General features: G+C 68.2%; 25 protein-coding genes and 1 pseudogene. 13 read left to right on the top strand and 13 right to left on the bottom strand.

From position 1 onward, the window contains the following. Positions 1–32: 32 nt before the first annotated feature. From I3K84_RS10660 to I3K84_RS10635, 6 genes and pseudogenes are all read left to right on the top strand, one after another. Complete coding sequence (locus tag I3K84_RS10660; RefSeq protein ID WP_172205710.1) at positions 33–839, top strand: Crp/Fnr family transcriptional regulator; 807 nt, start codon at positions 33–35, stop codon at positions 837–839. Positions 840–895: 56 nt separating this feature from the next. Next, on the top strand, positions 896–1933 hold the full coding sequence (locus I3K84_RS10655) for a pseudouridine synthase (protein WP_231403307.1): 1038 nt from the start codon (positions 896–898) through the stop codon (positions 1931–1933). Positions 1934–2279: 346 nt separating this feature from the next. Next, positions 2280–4232, top strand: a complete 1953-nt coding sequence (gene htpG, locus I3K84_RS10650; protein ID WP_196994474.1) for a molecular chaperone HtpG — start codon at positions 2280–2282, stop codon at positions 4230–4232. 203 nt (positions 4233–4435) lie between these two features. Then, a complete protein-coding gene (locus I3K84_RS10645; protein ID WP_196994473.1) occupies positions 4436–5428 on the top strand; it encodes a tripartite tricarboxylate transporter substrate binding protein in 993 nt (330 codons plus the stop codon). Between the two features lie 147 nt (positions 5429–5575). Then, positions 5576–6088: pseudogene (xrtH, locus tag I3K84_RS10640) on the top strand (exosortase H); the annotation flags it as partial. Positions 6089–6114: 26 nt separating this feature from the next. Beyond that, the gene (locus I3K84_RS10635) at positions 6115–6786 is read left to right on the top strand and encodes an exosortase H-associated membrane protein (protein WP_172205714.1); all 672 of its coding nucleotides are present in this window, start codon (positions 6115–6117) and stop codon (positions 6784–6786) included. Between the two features lie 6 nt (positions 6787–6792). Here I3K84_RS10635 and I3K84_RS10630 read toward each other — a convergent pair whose 3' ends face one another. The 12 genes from I3K84_RS10630 to I3K84_RS10575 all read right to left on the bottom strand — a co-directional run bounded on the left by I3K84_RS10630 (position 6793) and on the right by I3K84_RS10575 (position 16718). Continuing rightward, entirely contained in the window at positions 6793–7833 is a 1041-nt protein-coding gene (locus I3K84_RS10630) for a serine/threonine protein kinase (RefSeq protein WP_196994472.1), read from the bottom strand. A gap of 35 nt (positions 7834–7868) precedes the next feature. Continuing rightward, positions 7869–9308 (bottom strand): bifunctional serine/threonine-protein kinase/universal stress protein, encoded by a 1440-nt coding sequence (locus I3K84_RS10625; protein WP_196994471.1) that lies wholly within the window; start codon positions 9306–9308, stop codon positions 7869–7871. Between the two features lie 42 nt (positions 9309–9350). After that, on the bottom strand, positions 9351–10109 hold the full coding sequence (locus tag I3K84_RS10620) for a metallophosphoesterase (protein WP_011803941.1): 759 nt from the start codon (positions 10107–10109) through the stop codon (positions 9351–9353). A 130-nt stretch (positions 10110–10239) separates the two neighbouring features. Continuing rightward, positions 10240–10656, bottom strand: a complete 417-nt coding sequence (locus I3K84_RS10615; protein WP_196994470.1) for an organic hydroperoxide resistance protein — start codon at positions 10654–10656, stop codon at positions 10240–10242. 61 nt (positions 10657–10717) lie between these two features. After that, positions 10718–11185: a MarR family winged helix-turn-helix transcriptional regulator gene (locus tag I3K84_RS10610; RefSeq protein ID WP_196994469.1), complete on the bottom strand. Its 468-nt coding sequence runs from the start codon at positions 11183–11185 to the stop codon at positions 10718–10720. A gap of 396 nt (positions 11186–11581) precedes the next feature. Then, complete coding sequence (locus I3K84_RS10605; protein WP_196994468.1) at positions 11582–12763, bottom strand: DSD1 family PLP-dependent enzyme; 1182 nt, start codon at positions 12761–12763, stop codon at positions 11582–11584. After that, positions 12747–13391 (bottom strand): histidine phosphatase family protein, encoded by a 645-nt coding sequence (locus tag I3K84_RS10600; protein WP_011803951.1) that lies wholly within the window; start codon positions 13389–13391, stop codon positions 12747–12749. Before I3K84_RS10600 ends, I3K84_RS10605 begins: the two co-directional genes overlap by 17 nt. 22 nt (positions 13392–13413) lie before the next feature. Beyond that, on the bottom strand, positions 13414–13878 hold the full coding sequence (locus I3K84_RS10595; protein ID WP_196994467.1) for a DUF2501 domain-containing protein: 465 nt from the start codon (positions 13876–13878) through the stop codon (positions 13414–13416). A gap of 27 nt (positions 13879–13905) precedes the next feature. Beyond that, positions 13906–14520: a DUF4136 domain-containing protein gene (locus tag I3K84_RS10590; protein WP_103738807.1), complete on the bottom strand. Its 615-nt coding sequence runs from the start codon at positions 14518–14520 to the stop codon at positions 13906–13908. 65 nt (positions 14521–14585) lie between these two features. Then, a complete protein-coding gene (ttcA, locus tag I3K84_RS10585; protein ID WP_196994466.1) occupies positions 14586–15539 on the bottom strand; it encodes a tRNA 2-thiocytidine(32) synthetase TtcA in 954 nt (317 codons plus the stop codon). 4 nt (positions 15540–15543) lie between these two features. Further along, complete coding sequence (locus I3K84_RS10580; protein WP_011803955.1) at positions 15544–15915, bottom strand: dihydroneopterin aldolase; 372 nt, start codon at positions 15913–15915, stop codon at positions 15544–15546. Positions 15916–15932: 17 nt separating this feature from the next. Further along, positions 15933–16718, bottom strand: a complete 786-nt coding sequence (locus I3K84_RS10575) for an SDR family oxidoreductase (RefSeq protein ID WP_196994465.1) — start codon at positions 16716–16718, stop codon at positions 15933–15935. A gap of 19 nt (positions 16719–16737) precedes the next feature. On the opposite strand from I3K84_RS10575, the gene I3K84_RS10570 reads away from it, so the two are divergent. From I3K84_RS10570 to I3K84_RS10550, 5 genes are all read left to right on the top strand, one after another. Then, a complete protein-coding gene (locus I3K84_RS10570; RefSeq protein WP_370567731.1) occupies positions 16738–17838 on the top strand; it encodes a class I SAM-dependent methyltransferase in 1101 nt (366 codons plus the stop codon). Between the two features lie 115 nt (positions 17839–17953). Then, positions 17954–18853, top strand: coding sequence for a TauD/TfdA family dioxygenase (locus tag I3K84_RS10565; RefSeq protein ID WP_196994464.1), 900 nt, complete (start codon positions 17954–17956; stop codon positions 18851–18853). A gap of 95 nt (positions 18854–18948) precedes the next feature. Next, positions 18949–20049, top strand: coding sequence for an ABC transporter substrate-binding protein (locus I3K84_RS10560; RefSeq protein WP_231403306.1), 1101 nt, complete (start codon positions 18949–18951; stop codon positions 20047–20049). Further along, positions 20049–20990, top strand: a complete 942-nt coding sequence (locus I3K84_RS10555; RefSeq protein ID WP_196994463.1) for an ABC transporter ATP-binding protein — start codon at positions 20049–20051, stop codon at positions 20988–20990. The genes I3K84_RS10560 and I3K84_RS10555 overlap by 1 nt, the downstream gene beginning before the upstream one ends. 9 nt (positions 20991–20999) lie before the next feature. Continuing rightward, the gene (locus I3K84_RS10550) at positions 21000–21902 is read left to right on the top strand and encodes an ABC transporter permease (protein ID WP_012655545.1); all 903 of its coding nucleotides are present in this window, start codon (positions 21000–21002) and stop codon (positions 21900–21902) included. Positions 21903–22156: 254 nt separating this feature from the next. On the opposite strand, the gene I3K84_RS10545 is transcribed toward I3K84_RS10550, so the two are convergent. After that, complete coding sequence (locus I3K84_RS10545) at positions 22157–23275, bottom strand: IS630 family transposase (RefSeq protein WP_231403305.1); 1119 nt, start codon at positions 23273–23275, stop codon at positions 22157–22159. A gap of 90 nt (positions 23276–23365) precedes the next feature. On the opposite strand from I3K84_RS10545, the gene I3K84_RS10540 reads away from it, so the two are divergent. Both I3K84_RS10540 and I3K84_RS10535 read left to right on the top strand, forming a co-directional pair. Next, positions 23366–23560 (top strand): DUF2905 domain-containing protein, encoded by a 195-nt coding sequence (locus tag I3K84_RS10540; RefSeq protein WP_011803958.1) that lies wholly within the window; start codon positions 23366–23368, stop codon positions 23558–23560. Between the two features lie 96 nt (positions 23561–23656). Beyond that, positions 23657–24667 (top strand): ROK family protein, encoded by a 1011-nt coding sequence (locus I3K84_RS10535; RefSeq protein ID WP_196994462.1) that lies wholly within the window; start codon positions 23657–23659, stop codon positions 24665–24667. Positions 24668–24727 lie beyond the last annotated feature (60 nt).

The following is a 24727-nucleotide window of genomic DNA, read 5'->3' as shown; positions in this document are numbered from 1 at the left end:
CCGCTGCGCGCTTTGACCGCATGCTTGCGCGCATGAGCCAAGACGCCTCCCTGCACCAGCGGCGCCGCCCGCCCACGGCCCAAGAACTCAGCGGCATTCCCTGGATGGCGTTGCTGCAGCCCGCCGAGCGCGAACGGGCGGTGGCCGCGCTGGCCGTCGGCGATGCCCAGCCGGGCGACTACGTGTGCCGTGTGGGCCGGCCGGTGACGTACTGGTTTGGGGTGGTCGAGGGCCTGCTCAAGATGAGCGCGGACAACGCCGACGGGCTGACGATGACCTTCACCGGCGTGCCCCCCGGCGGCTGGTTCGGCGAAGGCACGGCGGTCAAGCGCGAGCCCTACCGCTACAACATCCAGGCCCTGCGCAGGAGCGTGGTGGCGGGCCTGCCCATCGACACCTTCCATTGGCTGCTGGACCATTCCATCGGCTTCAACCGCTTCGTGATGAACCAGCTCAACGAGCGCCTGGCGCAGTTCATCGCCGCGCGGGAAATCGACCGCCTCACCAACCCCGACCTGCGCGTGGCGCGCAGCCTGGCGGCGCTGTTCAACCCCGTGCTCTACCCGGGCGTCGGGGAAGTGCTGCGCATCACCCAGCAGGAGCTGGCCTACCTGGTCGGCCTGTCGCGCCAACGTGTGAACGAGGCCCTGGCGACCCTGGAAGCGCAGGGGGCGATCCGCGTGGAGTACGGCGGCCTGCGCGTGCTGGACTTGCAGGCGCTGCGCACCAGCCTGTTCAGGCGGATGGAGCCGGCGGACGCGGGCCGCCCCGGGCCCCGGCGCCGCGCTTCACCGCGCAGGGCGCCGGCCGACGAGAACGAGCCCGCCGCCATGATCTGAAGGCGCGGTAGAGGGGGCGGGGCGCGGCGCGCTCCACGGCGCGAGACAATAGCGCCATGCCCGAAACGCCCGAACGCCCCCCCGCACGGTCCGTCCCCGCACCGTCCGCTTCTGCTTCCCCCACTCCGCTGCGCCCGCGGCTGGTGCTGCGCAAGCCGACCACGCCCGCAGCACCTGTGGCTACCGGCAAGGCGCCGGGCCGGTCCGCAGGCCGCACGGCCGGCACGGCCGCACCCAGCGGCGCGGCAGGCGCCCCCCGTACGGCGAGCCAGCACGCGCCGGCCGCGCCGCGCCCTCCTGCCACCCGTGCGCCCGCTGGCGCTGCGCAGGCGCCTGCAGACGGCCGCATGCGCCTGAACAAGCGCATGGCCGATCTGGGGCTGTGTTCGCGCCGCGAGGCCGACGACTGGATCGCCCAGGGCTGGGTGCGCGTCAACGGGCAGGTGGCGGCCATGGGGCTGCAGGTGGGGCCGCACGACCGCATCGACGTGGACCGCGCGGCCCAGGGCCACCAGCGCCAGCAGGTGACCATCCTGCTGCACAAGCCCATGGGCTATGTGAGCGGCCAGGCCGAGGACGGCCACACGCCGGCCGTGGCGCTGATCAACCCACGTACGCACTGGAAGGACGATGAGAGCCGCACGCGCTTTTCGCCCGCGCAACTCAAGGGCCTGGCACCCTGCGGGCGGCTGGACATCGACTCCGTGGGCCTGCTGGTGCTGACGCAGGACGGCCGCGTGGCGCGCCAGCTCATCGGCGAGGACTCGACGGTGGACAAGGAGTACCTGGTGCGCGTGCAGTACGGCGATCGCGCGCAGGATGTGCGCGCCGTCTTCCCCGCCGACAAGCTGGCGCTGCTGAACCATGGCCTGGCGCTGGACGGCCAGCAGCTCAAGCCGGCGGTGGTGGAGTGGCAGAACCCCGAGCAGTTGCGCTTCGTGCTGCGCGAGGGCAAAAAGCGCCAGATCCGCCGCATGTGCGAGCTGGTGGGCCTCAAGGTGGTGGGCCTCAAGCGCATCCGCATCGGCCAGGTGCTGCTGGGCAAGTTGCCGCCGGGCCAGTGGCGCTACCTGGCGCCGGGTGAGCGCTTTTAAGCTATTAAATCAGGAGCTGTTAGCGCTCGCCAAAAGGGCGTTTGCACTTCAAAACCGTTTGAAATGCAGAAAAGGAGAGCGCAAGCCGCTCTCTTTTTTGATGGCTGCGGTGGGCGTTCAGTCGCTGCTGCCGCTCGACAGCGGTGCGTTGTAGATCACCGCGCTCAGGATCGCGCCGACGCTGGGGCATGCGGCCAGCGTGGCATCGGTTGGTGGCGTATCGCGGCGCCGCGCCCCTTGAAGCCGGCCGCGGCGCCCCCACCTGCGCATGCGTTCCGGCCGCGCCGGAGAACATGGTTGAATCCCCTGTGATTTCTTTCCCGTTGCCTTTGTTTGAAAAACACCTATGAGCAAGCACACCCATTCCTTCCAGGCCGAAGTGGCGCAACTGCTGCACCTGGTCACGCATTCGCTGTATTCCAACAAAGAGATCTTCCTGCGCGAGCTGGTCTCCAACGCCTCGGACGCCTGCGACAAGCTGCGCTTTGAAGCGCTGAACAATGCCGCGTTGTACGAGGATGCGCCCGACCTGGAGGTGCGCGTGTCCTTCGACAAGGAAGCGCGCACGCTGACCATCACCGACAACGGCATCGGCATGAGCGAGCAGGAGGCCATTGACCACCTGGGCACGATCGCCAAGAGCGGTACGCGCGACTTCATGAACCGCCTGTCGGGCGACCAGAAGGCCGACGCGCAGCTGATCGGCCAGTTTGGCGTGGGCTTCTACTCGGGCTTCATCGTGGCCGACCGCATCACGGTCGAGAGCCGCCGCGCGGGCCTGCCCGCCAGCGAAGGCGTGCGCTGGGCCAGCGGCGGCGCGGGCGACTTCGAGGTGGAGGCCATCGAGCGTGCGGCGCGCGGCACCAGCGTGATCCTGCACCTGCGCGAGGATGCCGAGGAGTTCCTCAACGCCTGGAAGATCAAGCAGGTGATCGGCAAGTATTCCGACCACATCAGCCTGCCCATCCTCATGGAGAAGGAGGAGTGGAAGGAGAGCGAGAAGGAAGGCGAGCCGGGCCAGATGGTGAAGACCGGCGAGTGGGAAACCGTGAACAAGGCCAGCGCCCTGTGGACGCGGCCCAAGAAGGACATCACCGACGAGCAGTACCAGGACTTCTACAAGTCCATCAGCCACGACTTCGAGAACCCGCTCACCTGGAGCCATAACCGCGTCGAGGGCAACACCGAGTACACGCAGCTGCTGTACATCCCTGCCAAGGCGCCGTTCGACCTGTGGAACCGCGACAAGAAGGCCGGCGTGAAGCTGTACGTCAAGCGCGTGTTCATCATGGACGACGCCGAGTCGCTCATGCCCAGCTACCTGCGCTTCGTCAAGGGCGTGATCGACTCCGCCGACCTGCCGCTGAACGTGAGCCGCGAGCTGCTGCAGGAAAGCCGCGACGTGCGCCTGATCCGTGACGGCTCGGTCAAGCGCGTGCTGTCCATGCTCGAGGACCTGGCCAAGCACGACAAGCATGAGGCAGCGGCGGAAGGCGCCGATGGCGTGCAGGACGTGGTCAGCGCCGAGGACAAGGCCAAGGAAGGCAAGTACACCCAGTTCTACGCCGAGTTCGGCGCCGTGCTCAAGGAAGGCCTGGGCGAGGACTTCGCCAACCGCGAACGTCTGGCCAAGCTGCTGCGCTTTGCCTCCACCACATCGGATACGCCGAGCGTTTCCTTTGCCGACTACAAGGCGCGCATGAAGGAGGGCCAGGAGGCCATCTACTACATCACCGCCGACACGCTGGCCGCCGCCAAGAACAGCCCGCAGCTCGAAGTCTTCAAGAAGAAGGGCATCGAAGTGCTGCTCATGACCGACCGCGTGGACGAGTGGGCGCTGAACTACCTGCAGGACTTCGACGGCACGCCGCTGCAGTCCGTGGCCAAGGGCGCGGTGGACCTGGGCAAGCTGCAGGACGAGGCCGAGAAGAAGGCCGCCGAGGAGGCCGCCGAGGCCTTCAAGCCCGTGCTCGCCAAGCTCAAGGAAGCGCTCAAGGACAAGGCCGAGGACGTGCGCGTGACCACGCGCCTGGTCGACTCGCCCGCTTGCCTGGTGGTACAGGACGGCGGCATGAGCACACAGCTCGCGCGCCTGCTCAAGCAGGCCGGCCAGAGCGCGCCTGACGCCAAGCCCGTGCTGGAAGTGAACCCCGAGCATGCGCTGGTCAAGAAGCTGGACGGCAGCGTGCACTTTCACGACCTGGCGCACATCCTGTTCGACCAGGCGCTGCTCGCTGAGGGCGGCCTGCCTGAGGACCCGGCCGCGTACGTAAAGCGCGTGAACGCGCTGCTGGCCTGAGGCTGGCCTGCCACCCCCGCGCCCGGCCTGTGCCGGGCCGTCTCTACAGACCGACCACACCCGGTCCTGCGCGAGCAGGCCGGGTTTTTTTGCGCCACGGCGGTTCCGCGTGTCCCGGTCCACATCAAGGCTATCCCTAATGGTTGTCTGGACCTCAGATGGTGAATATCGAAACCTGCGTTCCGATCAAAAAGGGTTGTGACATGGGAATCAAGACATCGCTGATTTTTTCTGCCCTGGTGTGGGGCTGTTCGGGGCTGGCCCTGGCCCAGAATGCGGCCGCGCCGCAGGACTATCCGCGCCGGCCCATCACCATGGTGATCCCGGCCGCAGCCGGGGGCGGCACCGACGTGGTGGGCCGCGTGCTGGCCGACGAACTGGGCAAGCGCCTGGGCCAGCCGGTGGTGGTGGACAACAAGAGCGGGGCTTCGGGCATGCTGGGCGCCAATGCGGTCGCGCGTGCGGCGCCTGATGGCTACACGGTGCTGGTGTCGTACTCCACGCCCGTGTTCTACGCGCACCACATGTTTTCCAAGGTGCCCTACGACATCCGCAAGGACTTCGAGTTCATCACCCAGATCGCTGCGACCAGCCTGGTGCTGATGGTCAACGCCAACGTGCCCGTCAAGAACATGAAGGAATTCATGGCCTGGGCGCAACAGAACAAGGGCAAGATCAACTACGGCTCGTACGGGACCGGCTCGCCCGGCCACCTGATGAGCGCCTACCTCAGCGACTCGCGCAAGCTGGAGATGACGCACGTGGCCTACAAGAGCGAGGCGCCGCACATCCAGGATCTGTCTGCGGGCGTGGTCTCCTGGGGTATGGGCACGCTGGCCGCCGCGCAGCCGCAGATCAAGGCCGAGCGCCTGCGCCCGCTGGCGATCCTGGGCCCCCGGCGACTGGCCGATTTGCCCGACGTGCCCACGATGGCCGAGGCGGGCTTTCCCGACCCGGAGTTCAAGACCATCGCCTGGTTCACCATGCTGGCGCCGGCGGGCACGCCCAAGCCCATCCTGGCCCGCCTGGAGAAGGAGGCGGTGCAGATCATCCACTCCACCGCGATGAAGGCCCGCCTGCAGGTCTTCGGCCTGGAAGGGGTGGAAGGCGGGGCTGCACAGTTCCGCAAGGACTTTGAGGCGTCCAACCCCATCATCGATAAGCTGGTGAAAATATCCGGGGCCAAGCAGGACTGATGGAGGCGCACGGTCCTCGCGCAGTTCGTTGCAGGGTGGGCTAGGCAGGTCCAAAGAGGGCCAGCAGCGTGAGGGCTGAGCCTGCTGAGCCCCTGCCGCAGCACCCGATGACAGGCATGTCAGGTCGATAGCGCTGGCGGTGTCCAGTTGCCCTGGACGGCGCTGTTGGCCCGCATCTGCGCAGGGCTGGTCACCTGGTTTGATACCACGGCCGGCGCGCAGGGCAAGGTGCTGTGGAACACCCTCACGGGTTTTGGCGTGTCCATCGAACCGGGGTGCAACGGGATCGAGGCCTGCATCGTCCTGTTCGCGGCCGTGATCGCCTTTCCTTCCTCCTTGCGCCACAAACTGCTCGGCCTGGTCGCAGGCTTTGCTGCGGTGCAGGCACTGAACGTGGTGCGGGTGATCAGCCTCTTCTACCTGGGCCAGTGGAACACGGCGGTGTTCAACTTTGCGCACGAATTCCTGTGGCAGGGGCTCATCATGCTGGATGTGCTGATCGTCTGGCTGCTTTGGGTCCGTGCCGGTGCCAAGGCCCAGCCGCCCCAGGAAACGCCGCCACCCGATGAGCCGCCCGCCCCGCCAATGCCGCTGGTGATGCCACGCCTGGACAAGGGCCAGGGGCAGGTGAGCACCTCGCTCGACCTGTCGCCGCGCTGAGCCCCCAGGCGCAGGAGGATTTCCCCGTGACAAAACCCGTGCAAACCGGAGCCCCTGCGCGCCGACCCTCCGTGCTCACGCGCTTTGTCCTGTATGCCTTTGGCGCCATGATTGTGCTGACGCTGCTGTGGACCAAGGCCTCGCCATGGCTCTCCTACCCTGTGGCATGGCTCTCCCATGTGGCGCTGGAACAGGCGGCACCCATGTGGGTGCGCGGCGTACACCAGCAGCCGGGCCGCATGGAGGTGGACACCGCGGTGGAGATTGCCGTACCCAACTCCGGCGGGCGCCGGGCCGAAGTCACGCTGGAGGCCGACCCGGGCCGCTACGCCTATGGCCTGCCGATCTTTGCCGCCCTGCTGGTGGCGGCTTGGGGTGCCGCGCGTGCGCCGGGGCGGGCCTCCCGCGCGGCGCTGGGCTATGTCTTGCTGTTGCCGGCGCAGGCCTTCAGCCTGGTGATGTACCTGCTCATGCAACTGGCGGGCGCGGCGCAGTTCGATGTGCGGGTGCTGCGCGTGGACCAGTGGCAGCTGGAGGCCATCGTCTACGGCTACCAGGTGGGCGTGCTGGTACTGCCCACGCTGGTGCCGGTGCTGGTCTGGCTCTGGCTGGACCGTCAGTTTTTCACCGATGTGATCGTGCGGGGGTGGAAGCAGTCCCTGGCTGCCTCGCCGGCCCCGCAGCGACCGGCTGGCTGACCGTCCTCAGGCGACCAGGGGTGGCTCCTGCATGGCCTCGATCTGCTCATGCAGCATGTCCACTTGGCCGCGCCAGTAGTCGCTGCTGCCGAACCAGGGAAAGTTGATCGGAAAGATCGGATCGCTCCAGCGCCGCGCCAGCCACGCGCTGTAGTGGATCAGGCGCAGTGTGCGCAGCGGCTCGATGAGCGCGAGCTCGCGCCGGTCGAAGGGGCGCAGCTGCTCGTAGCCGTCCAGCAGTGCCGATAGCTGTACTGTGCGCTGGCGGCGCTCGCCCGACAACAGCATCCACAGATCCTGCACGGCCGGGCCCATGCGCGCGTCGTCCAGGTCCACGAAATGCGGGCCGCCGTGGCCGGCGTCGTCCACGGGCGTCCACAGCACGTTGCCGGGGTGGCAGTCACCGTGCAGGCGGATGTTGCTCGCGTCTTTTAAGCCAAATTGGCCTGTAGCGCCCGATAGACAAGCGCCAGCAGCTATTAATTCGAGAGCTTGTTCGCAGGCATCGCGCCATGCCGTCTGTTGGTCCAGGGGAATGATCTGCGTGCCGATCAGCCAGTCGCGCGGCTCTTGGCCCAACGTCTGCAGGTCCAGCGCCGGGCGCTGCGCGAAGGGCCGGGCTGCGCCCACGTTGTGGATGCGTGCGAGGTAGCGGCCCAGCCACTCCAGCACCTCGAAGTCGTCGAGCTCGGGCGTGCGCCCGCCGCGCCAGGGACTGACGGCGAAGTCGAAGCCCGCATGCCGGTGCAGGCTGCGGCCGTGCAGCAGCAGGGGCGCGACCACGGGCACCTCGGCATCGGCCAGCTCCTGGGAGAAGGCGTGTTCCTCCAGGATCTGCGCCTCGCTCCAGCGCCCCGGGCGGTAGAACTTGGCCACCACGCGACTGCCGTCTTCCAGCGTGGCCTGGTACACGCGGTTCTCGTAGGAGCCCAGGGCCATCAGCCGGCCGTCGCCATACAAGCCGACGCTGGCCAGCGCGTCCAGCACCAGGTCGGGCGTGAGGCTGGCGTAGGGGTGGAGCGTGTCATCGGTGTGGGGCGCGGTCATGGCGTGATTGTCACGCTTGCGGCAGCCCCGCGGGGTCACTGGCCCAGCGCGTCGAAAGGCAGTTGCTGCTTGACCAGGATGACGGTGCAGGGGGCATCCCGCGCCACGCGGATGGGCACGGTGTCGATGAAGCGCTGCAACTGCAGCCCGTGCGTCGCCGCCCCCAGGATCATCATGCTCACGCGGTTGCCCTCGGCATAGCGGACCAGGGCCTGGGCCACGTCGCTGGCCTCCAGCACGTGGTAGCTGGCGCTGTGGCGCGACAGGTCCAGCCCCGCCGCCCACTGCTTGAGCCGCGCCAGGTGCGTGCGGTGCAGCATGGTCTCGCTGCGCGTGCTGTCGGACGTGCTGCTGGCCGAGGGCGAGATCACCGTCACGCAGGCCAGCCGCGCGCCGGGGCGTATGCCCAGCGAACGGGCAACCGCTTCGCGCAAGGAGTACAGCGTGGCGTCCGTCACGTCGTCGTGTGGCACGGCCACCATGAGGATGGGCACCTCGGCGATCTGGCGCGCCGGCAGCGGGCTGGGCTGGTAGTGCATGCCCGCAGCCTTGATCCAACGCTTGAAGTGCGCGCCCACGCCGGGCCCGCGCAGGCGCCGGCCGCGCTCGGTGATGGGCACCTGGTCGGGGTTGGCCAGGTCGAAGGCCAAGTGCGCGGCCGAAGGGTAGCGCTGCGCGGCTTCGGGTTCCAGACAGCGCAGGATCACCTCCTGCAGCCACTCGGGCAGGTCGGGGCGGTACTGGCGCGGCGGCGCAGGTGTCATCCACAGGCGCTGGCGCATGCCGCCCTGTGTGGTGGGCGAGCCGAAAGGCAGTTCGCCCGTGGCCATCTCGTAGAGCATGACGCCGATCGCGAAGATGTCGCTGCGCAGGTCGCCGCGCACGCCCACCACCTGCTCGGGCGCGATCCAGGCGGGCGAACCCACGGCCTGGCGCATTTCCTCGGCCAGCAGGTCGGGGTAGTGCGCGTGGCAGGACAGGCCGAAGTCCAGCAGCACCACGCTGCCGTCGGGGCGCAGCAGCACGTTGGCGGGCTTCAGGTCCAGGTGGCAGACGTTCTGCTGGTGGATGCTGTGCGCGGCCAGCGCCATGGCGCCGCCGATGCGGGCGATGGTCTCCGCGCTGCGCGCAGCGGTGTCGCCCGGCGGGCGATCGTCCAGCCAATGCTGCAGCGTATCGCCCTGCACGTATTCCATGACCAGGTAGGGCAGCCGCATCAGGTCACCCGCCGCCACGAAGCGCGGCGCGTGGTGGCCCGACAGCGTGGGCAGGATGGTCAGCTCGACCTCGAAACCCACGATGTTCTCGGCCCCGTCGCCTGCCGTCATGCGCGGGATCTTCATGGCCATGGGAAAGCCCGGGTCGCGCGACGCATTGGCATAGCCCACGCGGTAGATGTGCGCCATGCCGCCCGCGTGGATGCACTCATGCACCACGAAGCCGTCGATCTCAGTGCCGGGCGTGAGCAGCTTCATGGGGCGGTGGTGTGTCTGGTCCTAGAGGGTGGAAAGGACGGCTCAGCGCCCGCGCTCCAGCCGGTCGGCAAAGAACGTGGGCAGACCGCTGGCGCGCACGGCGGCCGCGGCGGCGGCATGGTTGTAGGCCACGCGCTGGAAGGTGATGGTGGCGGCGTCCGGGTCGAACAGGGCATACATGGCGCGCGTGTCGCCATCGCGCGGCTGGCCGCACGAGCCGGCGATGGCCAGCCACTGGCGGTGCGGCGGCACGGGCACGGGAACGCCCGGCTGGGGCGAAAAGCGCATCAGCTTGGCCGTGGGCGTGAGGAAGTACAGCGCCTGCTCATGCACGTGGCCGCAGAAGACGTAGCGGATGGCCGGGTCGATGCGCGTGGCGGCGGTCATGCAGCGCTCGGCGGCGTTGCTGTCGGTGATGTAGTGCCAGCGCTCGGGGCCGTCGGCGCTGGCGTGCACCAGCAGCGCGTCGGGCCCCAGGCGCTCGGTCAGCGGCAGGCCGGCCAGGAAGGCACGCTGGCGCTCGTCCAGGTGCGGATGGGTCCACTGTGCGCTCTGGTCGCCCAGGTTTTGGGCGACGGCGGGCGGGGCGAGGGCGGCTGCGTCATGGTTGCCGCGCACGCACAGTGCGCCCGCGGCGGCCAGCTGCATGGCCCGGTCGAGCACCGGGCCGGGGTCCGCGCCATAGCCCACCAGGTCGCCCAGCAGCGCGAACTGCTGTGCACCGTGTGCTCGCGCATGCTCCAGGCAAGCGTCGAAGGCGGGCAGGTTGGCGTGGATGTCGGACAGCAGGGCGATTTTCATGGCGCGGGCAATGCAGGCGAAGCGGGGGACAGACCGCGCATGATGAACCCGGAAGCTGAGCGCTCGCTTGCAATGGGTATCCCGCCAGACTAGGGAAAACGCGGAGAACTGCGCCGCCCGCTACGGTGCCTCAGGCCAGGGTCAGCGTCACGTCGATGTTGCCGCGTGTGGCGTTGGAGTAGGGGCAGACCTGGTGCGCGTCGTTGACCAACTGCTGCGCCTGGTCGCGGTCCATGCCGGGCAGGTGCACCTTCAGGCGTGCGGCGATGCCGTAGGCATTGGGGATCGTGCCCAGGTCCACCTCGGCGTCGATGGCCAAGTCCTGGGGCAGGGTCAGCTTTTGCTTCGCGGCGACGGCCTTGATGGCGCCGATGAAGCAGGCCGAGTAGCCGGCGGCGAAAAGCTGCTCGGGGTTGGTGCCCGTGCCGCTGCCGCCGGGCGAGGACAGCTGGACCTGCAGCCGTCCGTCATCGCTGCGCGATGCGCCGTCGCGCCCGCCGGTGGTGTGGGCGCGGGCGGTGTAGAGAACCTTGTCGAGCGTGGTCATGGGTGCATCCTTTCAGAGTGGAACAAAGGCCCCGCCAACGGGGGCATGAGGGAAAACGGTGTCAGGCCTGCGGCTGCACGAGCCGGTCGCGCAGCGCATGGAGCTGCGCGGTCAGGGCGCCAATGTCGGCGGGTGTGCACTGCGTGCGGGCCAGCACGCAGTGCGGGATGGGCTGGGCGCCATCACGCAGCGCACGCCCCTGGCCGGTGAGCGTGATGCGCACGCGGCGCTCGTCCTGCACGTCGCGCAGCCGCACCAGCAGGCCTGCGGCTTCCAGGCGCTTGAGCAGCGGCGTGAGCGTGCCCGAGTCGAGGAACAGGCGCTCGCCCAGCTCGGAGACGGTGAGCCCGTCACGCTCCCACAGCGCCAGCATCACCAGGTACTGCGGATAGGTCAGGCCCAGGGCGTCAAGCAGCGGCTTGTAGAGCTTGGTCATGGCCAACGACGCGGAATACAGCGCGAAGCACAGTTGGTTGTCCAGCAGTAGCTCGGGCGGGCTGGGTGGCGTGGCGGGTTTGCGGGAGGGCATGGGCTCTATTATTGCCAGCGATTAAATTGATCACAATTTAATTGCTGGTTCCATCCAGTGCGGTAGGGAGATTGCGCGTTGTGCCAGCAGAAAGGGCGAGATGGCAGTAAGGAAATTGATGCACAAGCGCTCATCTTTTAGGAGCTTTTTGCGCGGATCCAGATTGGCCCGAAGGCCTATTTCTCCCTTTTTACCGTCTGCCGAGGCGCCTTGGAACGTCGGTCGCGTGTGCGATCCAGCGGTGCGGCTTGGTGGGTCGCCGCACTGCCATGGATGCGGTAGCGCTCTTGGTTTTGGCTATGGAGGTGACAGCGTGCAGACTTTGCGTGCCCGCATCGATCACGTACTCGCCGCAGCCGCCATGGACGAGCACTCGGCAGTGCTCAAGCTTGGCGCTTACGTCACCGCGCCGCGGGCATCCACGCGAATGATGCGCTCCACCACGCCGTGCGCCAGGCCACCACGCACGCCAATCAGGTAGTCGTGCAGGTTCACCGTGGGGTCGCAGTGGCCGGGTACCAGCCACAGCATGCGGCCCAGGGCCGGCAGGCGCGCCTTGGGGCCAGCTGCGTGCAGGACGCCGTGTTCGTCGCCGCCGTTGGCGTAGCGCAGGGCGCGCTCGGGCGGCAGTCCCCAGACCAGCGGCATGCCGGAGTCGACGGCGTGGCTCTTGTGCCCTGCGTCGCACACCACATGCGTGGGTCGCGCAGAGATCACCTGCGTCTTCACGAACAGCGCATGCTCGAAGGCGGGCTGGGCGCCTTCGCGTTCATTGGCGGCGTAGTCCGCGTCCATGAAGAGGAACGAGCCGGCCTGCAGTTCTCCATACACCCCGCTGGCGGCCTCGTGCACCAGCGTGCCGGTGCCGGAGCCCGTGACCAGCGGCACGGGCAGGCCCGCGGCCGCGATCAGCGCGCGGGTATCGGCGGCGGCCTGCACCGCGTGGGCGATGGCCGCGCGCCGCTCGGCCGCGCTGCGCAGGTGCTGTGCGCTGCCGTGGTAAGCCTGCAGGCCCGCGAAATGCAGGCGCGGCTGGGCCGCCACGGCCTGGGCCAGGGCGAGCGCCGCCGGGCCGGGCGGCACGCCGCAGCGGCCCTGGCCGACGTCGATCTCCACGAACACGTCGATGCCGGCGTCGCTGCCTGCCACGCGCATGGCCTCGGCCAGGCGGGTGATGCCTTCTTCGCTGTCCACCGCGATGGCCAGCCGGCCGCCGCGGGCGGCCAATTGCGCGGCCAGGCGTGCCGCGCGCAGCAGCTTGGCTCCCGCCAGTACCTCGTTGCTGATGTACAGGTCGGCCACGCCGCCGGCGGCGAGCGCCTCGGCCTCGGACACCTTCTGCACGCAGTGGCCGCGCGCGCCGGCCTTTTCCAGTTGCAGGGCGATCTCTGCGCTCTTGTGCATCTTGGCGTGGGGTCGCCAGCGCACCTGGTGCTTGTGCGCGAATTCGGCCATGCGCTGGATGTTGCGCTCCATGGCATCCAGGTCGACGACGAGTGCGGGCGTGTCGATCAGGTCCACGCGCAGCCCGACGGTGGCGCGCAGGTGTTCGGGCGGATGCTCAGGAGTGGATCTCATCGCGGCTCGCGTTCTCCAGGTGTTGCGTGTCGGCCCAGCCCACCAGGGTGAGGCCGTTGCCCTCGGTCCACAGCAGCCGGTTGATGGCGGCGTTGGTCAGCTGCCAGGTGCGTGGGGCCTGCAGGTCCAGCCGCGTGGCCAGGCGGTAGAGCACGTCCATCACCCCGCCATGGGCCACCAGCACGATCTGCTCTCCGGCGTGGCGCGCGGCAATGCCGTCCACCGTGACAGCAATGCGCTCGCGCAGCATGTCCAGCGACTCGCCGCCGCCGTCGGGCACGAAGTGGGGATCGCGCTTGCGCCAGCGCAGGGCCTGCTCGGGGGATTCGGTCTCGATCTGCTGGAAGGTGCGCCCCTGGAAGCTGCCAAAGCTGCGCTCGCGCAGGCCGGGCACGGGCGTGAGGGGCGCGCCCGTGGTGCGGGCCACGGCTTCGGCCGTGGCATAGGCGCGCTGCAGGTCGCTGCTGTAGATGGCGGCCACCGCTTCGTCGGCCAGCGCCTGCCCCACCTGCCGGGCCTGCCACAGGCCGGTGTCGTTGAGCGGTATGTCCAGATGGCCCTGGATGCGGGTGTCCACATTCCAGGCGGTTTCGCCGTGGCGGATGGCGATGATGCGGGTGGCGTGCATGGAAAAGAGCGCAGGCGTGGGGTCAGAGCAGGGAACTGGCGTTGTCGAGCACGAAGTCGCAGGCCTTTTCCTTCAGGTCGCCCTTGAGGCGGTTCAGGTTGAACTGCTTGCCGTTGGAACCGCTGACCATGCCCGACAGGCCGCTCAGGTAGCCCTCGTCGCGGGGCTCGGGCTGGGCCGCGCCCAGGCCCATCTTGCCCAGCAGCTGCTGTTTGACCAGTGCGGCCTTGTCGGCATTCAGATAGTTGTTCTTCATGCAGTAGGTGATCACCCCGGCAGCGTTGCTGGGGGTGGCCGATCCACTCAAACCCATGGCAGACAGGGCCGACGGCGCAGCGCCCCCACCCAACATGCCGCCGAGCGTGGAGGGGCTGGCACCCCCGCTGGTCGCGCCGCGCAGGGTGTCGCCCAGGCCGGATGCCTGGGCGACCAGGCTCGCGGTGCCCAGGCAGGCGCACAGAACAAGGTGTCGGATGGAGCTTCGCATGGCGGGTCCTTTCAGGTCGTGTGGTGGTCAGCGTTGTGGCGTGATTTCTGTGCGGACCTTGCGCTGCCCCGCTGGGGGGCGCGGGAAGCCGGTGAGCGCCTGGTCGAACAGCACGCCGTAGATGGCGGGATCATCCGTCCACACGTCCTCGTACACGGCCGAGGTTTCGTACACCACCTGCTGCGAAGCGGCGTCGCGCAGCATCAGACTGACCTTGCGGTGGTAGAGGGTGGGCGGGCCGTCCATCATCCAGCCCATGCCGCCAAAACCCCAGCCACCGCCGTAGCCCAGGCCCCAGCCGAAGCGGCCGTAGAACGGATCGGGTGCATAGGGCCAGTAGCGCGGTGTGGCGTAGCCGCCCTCGGCACCGATCTGTGCAACCAGCCGTGGCTGGGTGTCGTCGCGGCGCAGGCCCACGCGCGCAAGCGCCTGTTCGGCCAGGGCCTCGATGGGTGCAAACGCTGCGGCCTGTGCCTGCTGCGAGGGCAGTCGCTCGAAGCGGTAGGTGGGTGGGCTGGGCAGAGCGCTGAGGGTGGAGAAGCTGCTGACGTCGCTCTCCACCAGGCGCGGACCGGCGCAGCCGGCCAGCAGTGCGGCCGCGGCGCTCAGCGCAAGGGCAGGAATGTGGCGCAGGAAGGCCATGGCGGTATCTCCCCGGGGCATCAGGCCCCGCGCCTGTGATGGTACGGCGTTGCGCGGCGCTGCGTTCAGCCCAGTTGCACCACCTGCAGGCCGGGCAGCGCGGGTGCGACCGGAAATTCCTCGTGATCGAACGCCATGTCGCCATTCGGGTCGGCAATGCCGGTGGCCTTGGCGTTCTTGAAGTCGTGCAGGTGGGGGTCCATCAGGTGTGTGGTCACCACGTGGCCCATGGCGCGCAGCATGCTCTCGATGCGGCCCGGGAACTTCTTGTCCCATTCGCGCAGCATTTCGTTGACGGCCACGCGCTGAAGGCCGTCCTGGCTGCCGCACAGGTTGCAGGGAATGATGGGGAACTGCTGGTACTGCGCCCAGCGCGCCGTGTCTTTCTCGGGCACGTAGCACAGCGGGCGAATCACCACATGCTTGCCGTCGTCGCTGACCAGCTTCGGCGGCATGCCCTTCATGCGGCCGCCGTAGAACATGTTGAGCATCAGCGTGGCGACGATGTCGTCGCGGTGGTGGCCCAGCGCCAGCTTGGTGCAGCCCAGGTCGTCCGCCACCTTGTAGAGGATGGCGCGGCGCAGGCGCGAGCACAGGCTGCAGGTGGTCTTGCCCTCGGGCACCACGCGCTTGACGACGCTGTAGGTGTCCTGGTTCTCGATGTGGTACTGCACGCCGATGCTCTTGAAATAGTCCGGCAGCACATGCTCGGGGAAGCCGGGCTGCTTCTGGTCCAGGTTCACGGCCACGATGTCGAACTTCACCGGCGCGCGCTTTTGCAGCTTGCGCAGGATGTCCAGCAGCGTGTAGCTGTCCTTGCCGCCGGACATGCACACCATGATCTTGTCGCCTTCCTCGATCATGTTGAAGTCGGTGATGGCACGGCCCACCTCGCGGCACAGGCGCTTTTCCAGCTTGTGGGACTCGCGCTCGATCTTGCGTGTGTCGGCCGCATCGGGCGCGGCCTCTTCGCCGGCCCAGTCGGCGGCGGTGGGAAGGGTGTTGTTGGCGGTGTTCATGGGTTTACCACTGTCCTGTCTCGACGCGAATGGCGACTTCGCAGTCATCAAAAATTTCCAGTTTGGCGATCTTCACGCGCACGCCCAGCACGCCGGGCAGCTGCATCAGCCGGTTGGCCAGCTTGCCGATCAGGCTCTCCAGCAGGTTCACATGCTCGGCCGTGCACTCGTCGATGATGATCTGGCGCACCTTGCGGTAGTCCAGCACGTGCTGGATGTCGTCGTCGCGCGGCGCCAGGGGCTGGGTGCCCAGGTTCAGCTCGGCGTCCACCTGGATGGGCTGGGGCGCGTTTTTTTCGTGCGCGAGGATGCCCAGGTTCGCGTCGAAGCGCAAACCGGTGAGCGTGAGGATCTGGGTGCCGGCGGCGGTGTGCATGACGGGGCGTGCGGGGTTCACATCAGGGAGAAGTCGCGCTCGAAGCGCATCAGGTGCTGGCCGCCGTCCACCAGCAGCGTGGTGCCGGTGAGCGAGCGGTTGTCCAGCGCGAAACGCACGGCGGCGGCCACGTCTTCCGGCGTGGACGAGCGGCCCAGCGGGCTCAGTGCATGCATGCGCTCAAAGCGCTCGCCCGTCAGCAGATGGCTGGTGAGGGTGAGCCCCGGCGCCACGCCCACCACGCGCACGCGCGGCGCGAGCGCCATGGCCAGCATGGTGCCGGCCGCTTCCAGCGCGGCCTTGGAGAGCGTGTAGCTCAGGAAGTCCGGGTTCTGGTTCCACAGCTTCTGGTCCAGCAGGTTCACCACCGCGCCTTGCACGTCGGCTTCGCCCGCGGCGGCGCGCTGCTCCAGATGGGCATGCAGCGCCTGCGCCAGCAGCACGGGTGCGCCGGTGTTGCTGCGCAGGTGCTGCTCCAGCAGCGCGTAGCTGAAGCTGGAGGCCGTGTCGTGTTCGAACAGCGAGGCGCTGTTGACCACCGCATCCACCGCACCGAAGTGCGCCACCACGCGCGGCAACAGGGCGCGTACGGCCGCTTCATCGGCAAAATCAGCATCAAAATGCGCGCTAGCACCCGCCAGTTCTCCGCAAGCAGCTACGGTTTCAAGAGCGTCCTGTTGCGAAGACCGGTAATGCACGGCCACCTGCCAGCCCCCGGCCGCCAGCGCCAGCGCAATGCTGCGGCCCAGGCGCCGGGCGGCGCCTGTCACCAGCACGGTGCGGGGGCGGGGAGGGGAGGTCATTGGGGGGACAATCGGGCGCGTGACGAGCAAACCCACAATTTTACCGAGCGCCCTGCAGACCCATGTCGCCAAGGCCATTGCCGAGGCGGGAGGCTGGATCGGCTTCGACCGGTTCATGGCGCTGGCGTTGTACACGCCGGGCCTGGGCTATTACGCGGGCGACCTGCCAAAGTTCGGCGCCATGCCCGCCAGCGGCAGCGACTTCGTGACCGCGCCCGAGCTGTCCCCCGTCTTCGGCCGCGTGCTGGCCCGCCAGGTGCGCGAGGCACTGGACGCCACCGCCACCGACGAGGTCTGGGAGTTTGGCGCCGGCAGCGGCGCGCTGGCCGCGCAGCTGCTGGGCGCGTTGGGCGACCGCGTGCGGCGCTACACCATCGTGGACCTGTCGGGCAGCCTGCGCGCACGCCAGCAGGCCACGCTGGCGGCCTGGGGCGACCGCGTGCACTGGGTCGACCGCCTGCCCGATCAGATGCAGGGCGTGGTGGTGGGCAATGAGGTGCTGGACGCCATGCCCGTTCAACTGCTGCAGCGCCGCGCGGGCCTGTGGCACGAACGCGGCGTGGCCCTGGACGAGTCGGGCAACGGCTTTGTGTGGCAAGACCGCCCCACCCCGCTGCGCCCGCCGGTGGAGATCGACGGCCCGCACGACTACCTCACCGAGATCCACCCCCAGGGCGAGGCCTTCATGCGCACGCTGGCCCAGCACCTCGTGCGCGGCGCGGCCTTCCTGATCGACTACGGCTTTGGCGAGGACGAGTACTACCACCCCCAGCGGCACATGGGCACGCTGGTGTGCCACCGCGGGCACCAGGTGGATTCCGACCCGCTGGCGGACGTAGGCCTCAAGGACATCACGGCGCACGTCAACTTCACCGCGATGGCCCTGGCCGCGCAGGACGCGGGGTTGCAGGTGCTGGGCTACACGACGCAGGCGCACTTTCTCATCAACTGCGGTCTGCTACCCGAACTGGAGCGGCTGACGCAGGCCCAGCGGGCCCAAGCGGCCAAGTTGATGATGGAGCACGAGATGGGCGAGCTGTTCAAGGTGCTGGCCGTGGGCGCAGGCGCGCCGTGGCGGCCCCTGGGCTTTGCGCAGGGTGACCGGAGCCACCGGCTCTGAGGTTTCTATAGATGTTTTGGTGTTAAACAACCAAGAAAACAGTATTTTTAGAAATAAAAAGCGACACCTACAGTGACTGCACGTCTTCACCCACCGCTGCACAGGAGCTGTCACGATGTCCGCTTTACCCCACGATCCGAGCCTGCCCTCACAGGCATCGCAAGAGTTTGAGATCCGCCGCCTGCCGGCCCCGTTGGGCGCCGAGGTGCTCGGGCTGGACCTGGCCCAGCCGCTGAGCGATGCGGACTTCGACCGCATCCTGCGCGCGCACTGGGAGCATGTGGTGCTGGTCTTTCGCAACCAGCGCATCACGCCCGCGCAGCAGGTAGCCTTCAGCCGCCGCTTCGGGCCGCTGCAGATCCATGTGCAGCGCAAATTCGCGCTGCAGGGCCACCCCGAAGTGCTGGTGGTTTCCAACATCCGCGACGAGAACGGCGAACCCACCGGGCTGGGCGACGCGGGTTCGCTATGGCACTCGGACCTGTCGTACAAGGACAAGCCCAGCCTGGGCTCGCTGCTGCATGCGCAGGAGCTGCCCAATGTGGGCGGCGACACGCTGTTTGCCGACCAGTACGCCGCCTACGACGCGCTGCCCGAGGCCACCCAGCAGCGCATCGCCCACCTGCGGGCGGAGCACAGCTACCTGGCACGCTATGAGGAACTGCGCCAGCGCAACCCCTGGCGCCCGCGGCTCACACCCGCGCAGATCGCCGAGGTGGCGCCGGCCGTGCACCCCGTGGTGCGCACCCACCCGGCGACGGGGCGCAAGGCGCTGTTCGTGAGTGAGCACTTCACCACGCGCATCCTGGACCTGCCGGAGGAGGAGAGCCGCGCGCTGCTGCAGGAGCTGTTCGCTGCCAGCGTGCGGCCCAAATTCGTCTACCGCCACCAGTGGCAGCCGCACGACCTCGTGTTCTGGGACAACCGCGCGGTGCTGCACCTGGCCGCCGGCACCCCCGACACCGAGCGCCGCAAGCTCTACCGCACCACGGTAGAGGGCGACGCGCCCCGCTGATCCCGCCGCCCCTTCGCACACTCACCAATTGATAGCTGTTGGCGCTTGTCGGGTAAGCGCCAAGGCCACTTTTTGCCTGAAACAGGACAGAACCTATGACGACCCTCCCTTCCGCGACGCCCACACCGCAATCGCACCGCCCGGTGCGCGGGCCCCTGCGCCATTTTTTTCTTCGTTTCCTGCGTCGCGTCTCCCGCCGCGCTGCGGTGCTCTGCTCGGTCGCCGGCCTGCTGCTGGGCGCGCACGGTGTGGCCCAGGCGGCCGAGGGGCAATTGCGCATCGCCCAGCAGTTCGGCATCGTCTACCTGCTGCTGAACGTGGCGCAGGACCAGAAGCTCATCGAAAAGCACGGCAAGGCTGCGGGTGTGGACATCCGGGTCGAGTTCGTCAAGCTCTCGGGCGGTGCCGTGATCAACGATGCGCTGCTGGCCGGCTCCATCGACATCGCCGGCGCTGGCGTAGGCCCGCTGTTCACGCTGTGGGACCGCACGCGCGGCCGCCAGAATGTGAAAGGCGTGGCGTCGCTGGGCAACTTCCCGTACTACCTGGTGAGCAAAAACCCAGCGGTCAAGACCATTGCCGACTTCACCGACAAGGACCGCATTGCGCTGCCGGCCGTGGGTGTGTCGGTGCAGTCGCGCATCCTGCAGCTGGCCTCCGCCCAGCGCTGGGGCGACCCGGCATTCAACCGCCTGGACAAGCTGCAGGTGGCCCTGCCGCACCCCGATGCGGCCGCGGCGATCATCAAGGGCGGCACCGAGATCACCGCGCACTTCGGCAACCCTCCCTTCCAGGAGCAGGAACTGGCCGCCAACCCAGCCGCGCACATCGTGCTCAAGTCCTATGACGTGCTGGGCGGGCCGGCCTCGGCCACGGTGCTCTACGCCACGGAGAAATTCCGCAACGACAGCCCCAAGACCTACCGCGCGCTGCTGGACGCGCTGGACGAGGCGGCGCGCTTCATTGCCGCGCAGCCCGAGCAGGCGGCCGACATCTACCTGCGCACCCACGGCGGCAACACCGACCGGCAGCTGCTGCTGCAGGTGCTGAAGAACCCCGAGGTGCAGTTCCAGATCCGCCCGCAGAACACGCTGGGGCTGGGGCAGTTTCTGCACCGCGTGGGCGCGCTCAAGCACCAGCCCGTGGCGCTGAAGGACTACTTCTTCGACGATCCGCGCATTGCAGGAGGCAACTGATGCGCACCGCATTCCAGGGCGAAGCGAGCGGCGCGACCGCCTGGGGCGGCCCGCCCGGCGCCAGCCCAGGCCATCAGCCAGCAGTCCATCCGGCCAGCCACCCAGTCAGTGCGGCCTCAGCAGTACCTGCACCGCTGTTGCAGGTGCAGGGCGTGAGCCTCGACTACCGCACACACGAGCGCGTGGTGCGTGCCACGCACCAAGTCTCCTTCGACGTGCATGCGGGCGAGCGCTATGTGCTGCTGGGCGCGTCGGGCTGCGGCAAGTCCACGCTGCTCAAGTCCATTGCCGGGTTCATTGCGCCCGCCGAGGGTGTCGTGCGCCTGCAGGGTCAGGCGGTCACCGCGCCGGGGCCCGAACGCGTGGTGGTGTTCCAGGAGTTTGACCAGCTGCCGCCCTGGAAGACCGTGCGCGAGAACGTGATGTTTCCGCTGCTGGCCTCGCGCCGCGCCACGCGCGCCGAGGCGGCCGAACGCGCCGCGCTGTACCTGGACAAGGTGGGCCTGGCACGGTTTGCCGACGTGCACCCGCACCAGCTGTCGGGCGGCATGAAGCAGCGCGTGGCCATCGCCCGCGCGCTGGCCATGCAGCCCCAGGTGCTGCTGATGGACGAGCCCTTTGCGGCGCTGGACGCGCTCACGCGCCGGCGCATGCAGGAGGAGCTGCTGGCGCTGTGGGACGAGTTGCGCTTCACGCTGGTGTTCGTCACTCATTCCATCGAGGAAGCGCTGGTGGTGGGCAGCCGCATCGCCATTCTCTCGCCGCACCCCGGGCGCCTGCGTGCCGAGATCAACTGCCACCAGTACGGTCTGCACAGCGCGGGCAGCGCCGATTTCCAGGCCACCGCGCAGCGGGTGCATGCGCTGCTGTTCGATGAGCCTGTGCACGGCGCCGCACCTTCCGATGCCCCGCACGCGCCTGTTCCGCCCACCTTCGCCTGACCTCTGCCCATGAGCCTTCCAACCTCTTCCGTCTCCGCGGCGCCCTTCGCGCTGCACCCGCCCGTGCGCCCCGAAGTGCTGCACACCCTGCCCCCGCTCGGACGCGTGGCGCCCGCGCAGCCGCTGCCGCTGGGCCGCCGCCTCTGGCAGCAGGGCGCGCTGCGCAAGGCGCTGATCCTCGCCGTGCTGGCGCTGCTGTGGGAAGGCGTTGCGCGCTGGCAGGACAACGACCTGCTGCTGCCCACCTTCCTGCAGACCGCGCAGGCCTTCGCACAGGGCGTGGCTTCGGGCGAGCTGCTGCACAAGACGGCACTGTCGCTGGCCGTGCTGCTCAAGGGCTACCTCGCGGGCATCGCCTGTGCCTTCGTGCTCACCACGCTGGCCGTGTCCACGCAGTTGGGACGCGACCTGCTGTCCACGCTGACGGCCATGTTCAACCCGCTGCCGGCGATCGCGCTGCTGCCGCTGGCGCTGCTGTGGTTCGGCCTGGGGCAGGGCAGCCTGGTCTTCGTGCTGGTGCATTCCGTTCTGTGGCCGCTGGCGCTCAACACCTACGCGGGCTTTCAAGGCGTGCCCGAAACGCTGCGCATGGCGGGGCGCAACTACGGCCTGAAGGGCCTGCGCTACGTGTTGCAACTGCTGGTGCCCGCGGCGCTGCCGTCCATCCTGTCGGGGTTGAAGATCGGCTGGGCCTTCGCCTGGCGCACGCTGATCGCGGCGGAACTGGTGTTCGGCGCGTCTTCGGGGCAGGGCGGCCTGGGCTGGTACATCTTCCAGAACCGCAATGAGCTCTACACAGACAAGGTCTTCGCGGGCCTCGCCATGGTGATCGCCATCGGCCTGGCGGTGGAGAACCTGGGCTTTCACACGCTGGAGCGCCTGACGGTGCGACGCTGGGGCGTGCAGCGCTAGGGCCTGTGAACACTAGGGAAGGGGATCGCGTTGCCTCGCAAAGGGGGTGGATGCAAGGCGCTTGCGCGCCGCAAGGCTCGTGCCTTGCAAGCGCGGGCAACGCCGCAGACGGCCCCTTTGCGAGGCAACCCGAAGGGAAGCTCATGACAGCCACCCTCGGTGTTGCGTTCCTTGTGCGTGCGGGCGCACGCACTGCGTCACGCGCCTTGATGGGCAGGCTGTCATGAGCTTCGCGACTCCTTCCATCACAGACCCTAGTGTAGTGTTGCATTCTGTTTGGAACTTAATCGGCTATTGGCGCGGATGACCTTTTGCAGGATGTCGCGAGCGTTCTTGGTCCAGATGAACGGCTTGGGGTTGGTGTTGTGATGCGCGATGTACTCATCGATGGCCGAGACGAGTTCGGGCACGCTGGTGAACACCCCGCGGCGTAGCCGGTTCTCGGAGATGTCGCGAAAGAAGCGCTCGACCATGTTCAGCCACGATGCCGAGGTCGGCGTGAAGTGCATGTTGAATCTGGGGTGCTTGGCCAGCCACTCCTGCACAGCTGGATGCTTGTGCGTGGCGTAGTTGTCGGCGATCAGATGCAGCGTCTTGTCCTTGGGCGTCTCCCGATTGATTTGACGCAGGAACTTCAGCCACTCGATGTGGGTGTGGCGCTGCTGGCACTGGCCGATGACCTGACCGTTGAGCACGTTGAGCGCAGCGAACAAGGTGGTTGTGCCGTTGCGCTTGTAGTCGTGCGTCATGGTGGCCGCGCGCCCCTTCTTGAGCGGCAGCCCGGGCTGCGTTCGGTCCAGCGCCTGCACCTGGCTCTTTTCGTCGCAGCACAGCACCAGCGCATGCTCGGGCGGCGACATGTAAAGCCCCACGATGTCTTCGAGCTTTTGCACGAACTGCGGATCGCGCGAGACCTTGAAGCCGCGCACGATGTGAGGCTTGAGACCGTGGGCCTGCCAATGGCGCATCACGGTGCTGGCGCTGACGCCCAACTCAGCGGCCATCGTGCGCGTGCTCCAGTGCGTGGCCGCCTCGGGCTTGGTCTGTGTGGTTAGCTTCACAAGCTTGGCCACATCCACCTTCACCGGCGGTGCGCCGCGCGGCAAGTCGCGCTCGATACCTTGCAGCCCCAATTGCAGGTAGCGTTCACGCCAGCGCGCCACCTGCACGCGCCCAATGCCAAGCTGCTCGGCAATATCCTTGTTTTGCAGCCCCTGCGCGGCCAGCAGCACGATCTGGGCGCGCTGGGCCAATCTGACGCTGGTGCGCTTGGAGCGCGCCAGCCGGCTCAGCTCGCTTTCCTCTTCATCCGTCAACACAATCGTCGGGGCAACTCGCAATTTTTCACTCCAATGCAAACCGTAGTAGAGCATTGGAGCGTGGTTGCTCAATTAAGTTTCATTAAGAATCAAACACTACACTAGCGGCACGCCGCGCGGGCTGCAGGCGCCTACACTCGGCCCATGCTGCGCTGGCTTCTCGTCGTTTTCCTCGCCCTGGTGCTCATCAACGGGCTCACCCCCTGGCTGCGCCGCCTGGGGCTGGGCCGGCTGCCGGGGGATTTTCAGTTCCGCCTCTTCGGGCGCGACTGGTTCATTCCGCTGGCCAGCACCGTGCTGCTGAGCTTCCTGCTCAGCCTAGCGGTCAAATGGTTGTGAGCGTTTTATGGCGCTAGCCCTCGCTGGACAAGCGCGGGTAGCTATCAATTGAGATAAACGTTTTTGCCCTACAGCCGAGGCGGCCGCGGTTGCGCCATGATGGGCCCCATGCCGCAGCAATCTCCTACCTCCCAGTCGCCGGGCCTGCATGCCGGCGTGGACATTGGCGGCACCAAGGTGGCCGTGTGCCTGGCGGACCCTGCCAACGGCAGCGGGCCGCCGGTGTTGCTCACGCGCGTGGCGGAGCCTACCGCCAAGGCCGGTGCGCCGGATGCGCTGGCCCAGCAGTTGCTTCGGCTGCTGGATGCCGCCTGCACGCGGCAGGGAATCACGCGTTCGGATCTGGCGGGTGTGGGCGTGGCGTCCTGCGGGCCATTCGTGCGGCATGCGGGCATGGTCGAAGTGGTCAACCCCAACATCTGCGGAGGGCTCGCCGGTGCGCCGCGCGGCCTGGGCAACGACTGGACCCGGGTGCCGCTGCAGGCGCCCTTGGCGCAGGCGCTGGGCGCAGACCGCGTGCATGTTGCCAACGATGCCGTGGCCGCGCTGCAGGCCGAGCGGCTGTGGGGAGCGCTGCGGGGGGAGGACGATTGCGCCTACGTGACCTGGAGCACCGGCATCGGCGTCGGCCTGTGCGTGGACGGCTGCGTGCTGCGCGGCAAGAACGGCAACGCGGGCCATGCCGGCCACAGCTACGTGGGCGACCCCGACGCGGGCAGCGACGTGGCACTGTGCGGCTGCGGTAACCAGGGCGATGTGGAGTCACTCGTTGCGGGCAGTGCGCTGCCGCGCCGACTGGGTCGGGAGGCGCCCGCGCTGATGGTGGCGGCGGACGCGGGTGACGCTGCCGCGCTGGACGAAGTGCAGGCGCTGTGCGTGCTGATGGGACGGCTGCTGTACAACCTGGTGGCCACGCTGGACCTGCGGCGCATCAGCCTGGGCGGTGCCGTGTTCCTGCACCACCAGGCGCTGCTGCTGCCGCTGCTGCGTGCGCAGCTGGCGCGCTACTTCCCCGCGCTCACCGCCGGGGTAGAGCTGGTGCCTGCGGGGCTGGGCGCCCATGTGGGCGACTACGCGGCGTTGGCTCTGCTGCAGCAACCCGGTTGAACTCAGCGGTTGGCCTTGACCGGCTGGGGCGTGGCGGGGCCGCTGCGCGCAGGACGCGTG

Origin of the sequence: Diaphorobacter sp. JS3051 (assembly GCF_015832135.1) — a bacterium.
GTDB classification, from domain to species: Bacteria; Pseudomonadota; Gammaproteobacteria; order Burkholderiales; family Burkholderiaceae_C; genus Diaphorobacter; species Diaphorobacter nitroreducens.
This window is presented reverse-complemented; position numbering and strand designations above follow the sequence as displayed.

Excerpts from the sequence above, each read along its gene's own strand:
- I3K84_RS10655 (WP_231403307.1), top strand. The coding sequence starts at position 896 with ATGCCCGAAACGCCCGAACGCCCCCCCGCACGGTCCGTCCCCGCACCG.
- I3K84_RS10660 (WP_172205710.1), top strand. The coding sequence starts at position 33 with ATGAGCCAAGACGCCTCCCTGCACCAGCGGCGCCGCCCGCCCACGGCC.
- I3K84_RS10540 (WP_011803958.1), top strand. The coding sequence starts at position 23,366 with ATGCTGCGCTGGCTTCTCGTCGTTTTCCTCGCCCTGGTGCTCATCAAC.
- I3K84_RS10615 (WP_196994470.1), bottom strand. The coding sequence starts at position 10,656 with ATGACCACGCTCGACAAGGTTCTCTACACCGCCCGCGCCCACACCACC.
- I3K84_RS10625 (WP_196994471.1), bottom strand. The coding sequence starts at position 9,308 with ATGAAGCTGCTCACGCCCGGCACTGAGATCGACGGCTTCGTGGTGCAT.
- I3K84_RS10590 (WP_103738807.1), bottom strand. The coding sequence starts at position 14,520 with ATGGCCTTCCTGCGCCACATTCCTGCCCTTGCGCTGAGCGCCGCGGCC.
- I3K84_RS10595 (WP_196994467.1), bottom strand. The coding sequence starts at position 13,878 with ATGCGAAGCTCCATCCGACACCTTGTTCTGTGCGCCTGCCTGGGCACC.
- I3K84_RS10620 (WP_011803941.1), bottom strand. The coding sequence starts at position 10,109 with ATGAAAATCGCCCTGCTGTCCGACATCCACGCCAACCTGCCCGCCTTC.
- I3K84_RS10575 (WP_196994465.1), bottom strand. The coding sequence starts at position 16,718 with ATGACCTCCCCTCCCCGCCCCCGCACCGTGCTGGTGACAGGCGCCGCC.
- I3K84_RS10555 (WP_196994463.1), top strand. The coding sequence starts at position 20,049 with ATGCGCACCGCATTCCAGGGCGAAGCGAGCGGCGCGACCGCCTGGGGC.
- htpG (WP_196994474.1), top strand. The coding sequence starts at position 2,280 with ATGAGCAAGCACACCCATTCCTTCCAGGCCGAAGTGGCGCAACTGCTG.
- I3K84_RS10630 (WP_196994472.1), bottom strand. The coding sequence starts at position 7,833 with ATGACCGCGCCCCACACCGATGACACGCTCCACCCCTACGCCAGCCTC.
- ttcA (WP_196994466.1), bottom strand. The coding sequence starts at position 15,539 with ATGAACACCGCCAACAACACCCTTCCCACCGCCGCCGACTGGGCCGGC.
- I3K84_RS10610 (WP_196994469.1), bottom strand. The coding sequence starts at position 11,185 with ATGCCCTCCCGCAAACCCGCCACGCCACCCAGCCCGCCCGAGCTACTG.
- I3K84_RS10560 (WP_231403306.1), top strand. The coding sequence starts at position 18,949 with ATGACGACCCTCCCTTCCGCGACGCCCACACCGCAATCGCACCGCCCG.
- I3K84_RS10545 (WP_231403305.1), bottom strand. The coding sequence starts at position 23,275 with ATGCTCTACTACGGTTTGCATTGGAGTGAAAAATTGCGAGTTGCCCCG.
- I3K84_RS10645 (WP_196994473.1), top strand. The coding sequence starts at position 4,436 with ATGGGAATCAAGACATCGCTGATTTTTTCTGCCCTGGTGTGGGGCTGT.
- I3K84_RS10600 (WP_011803951.1), bottom strand. The coding sequence starts at position 13,391 with ATGCACGCCACCCGCATCATCGCCATCCGCCACGGCGAAACCGCCTGG.
- I3K84_RS10550 (WP_012655545.1), top strand. The coding sequence starts at position 21,000 with ATGAGCCTTCCAACCTCTTCCGTCTCCGCGGCGCCCTTCGCGCTGCAC.
- I3K84_RS10565 (WP_196994464.1), top strand. The coding sequence starts at position 17,954 with ATGTCCGCTTTACCCCACGATCCGAGCCTGCCCTCACAGGCATCGCAA.
- I3K84_RS10535 (WP_196994462.1), top strand. The coding sequence starts at position 23,657 with ATGATGGGCCCCATGCCGCAGCAATCTCCTACCTCCCAGTCGCCGGGC.
- I3K84_RS10605 (WP_196994468.1), bottom strand. The coding sequence starts at position 12,763 with ATGAGATCCACTCCTGAGCATCCGCCCGAACACCTGCGCGCCACCGTC.
- I3K84_RS10580 (WP_011803955.1), bottom strand. The coding sequence starts at position 15,915 with ATGCACACCGCCGCCGGCACCCAGATCCTCACGCTCACCGGTTTGCGC.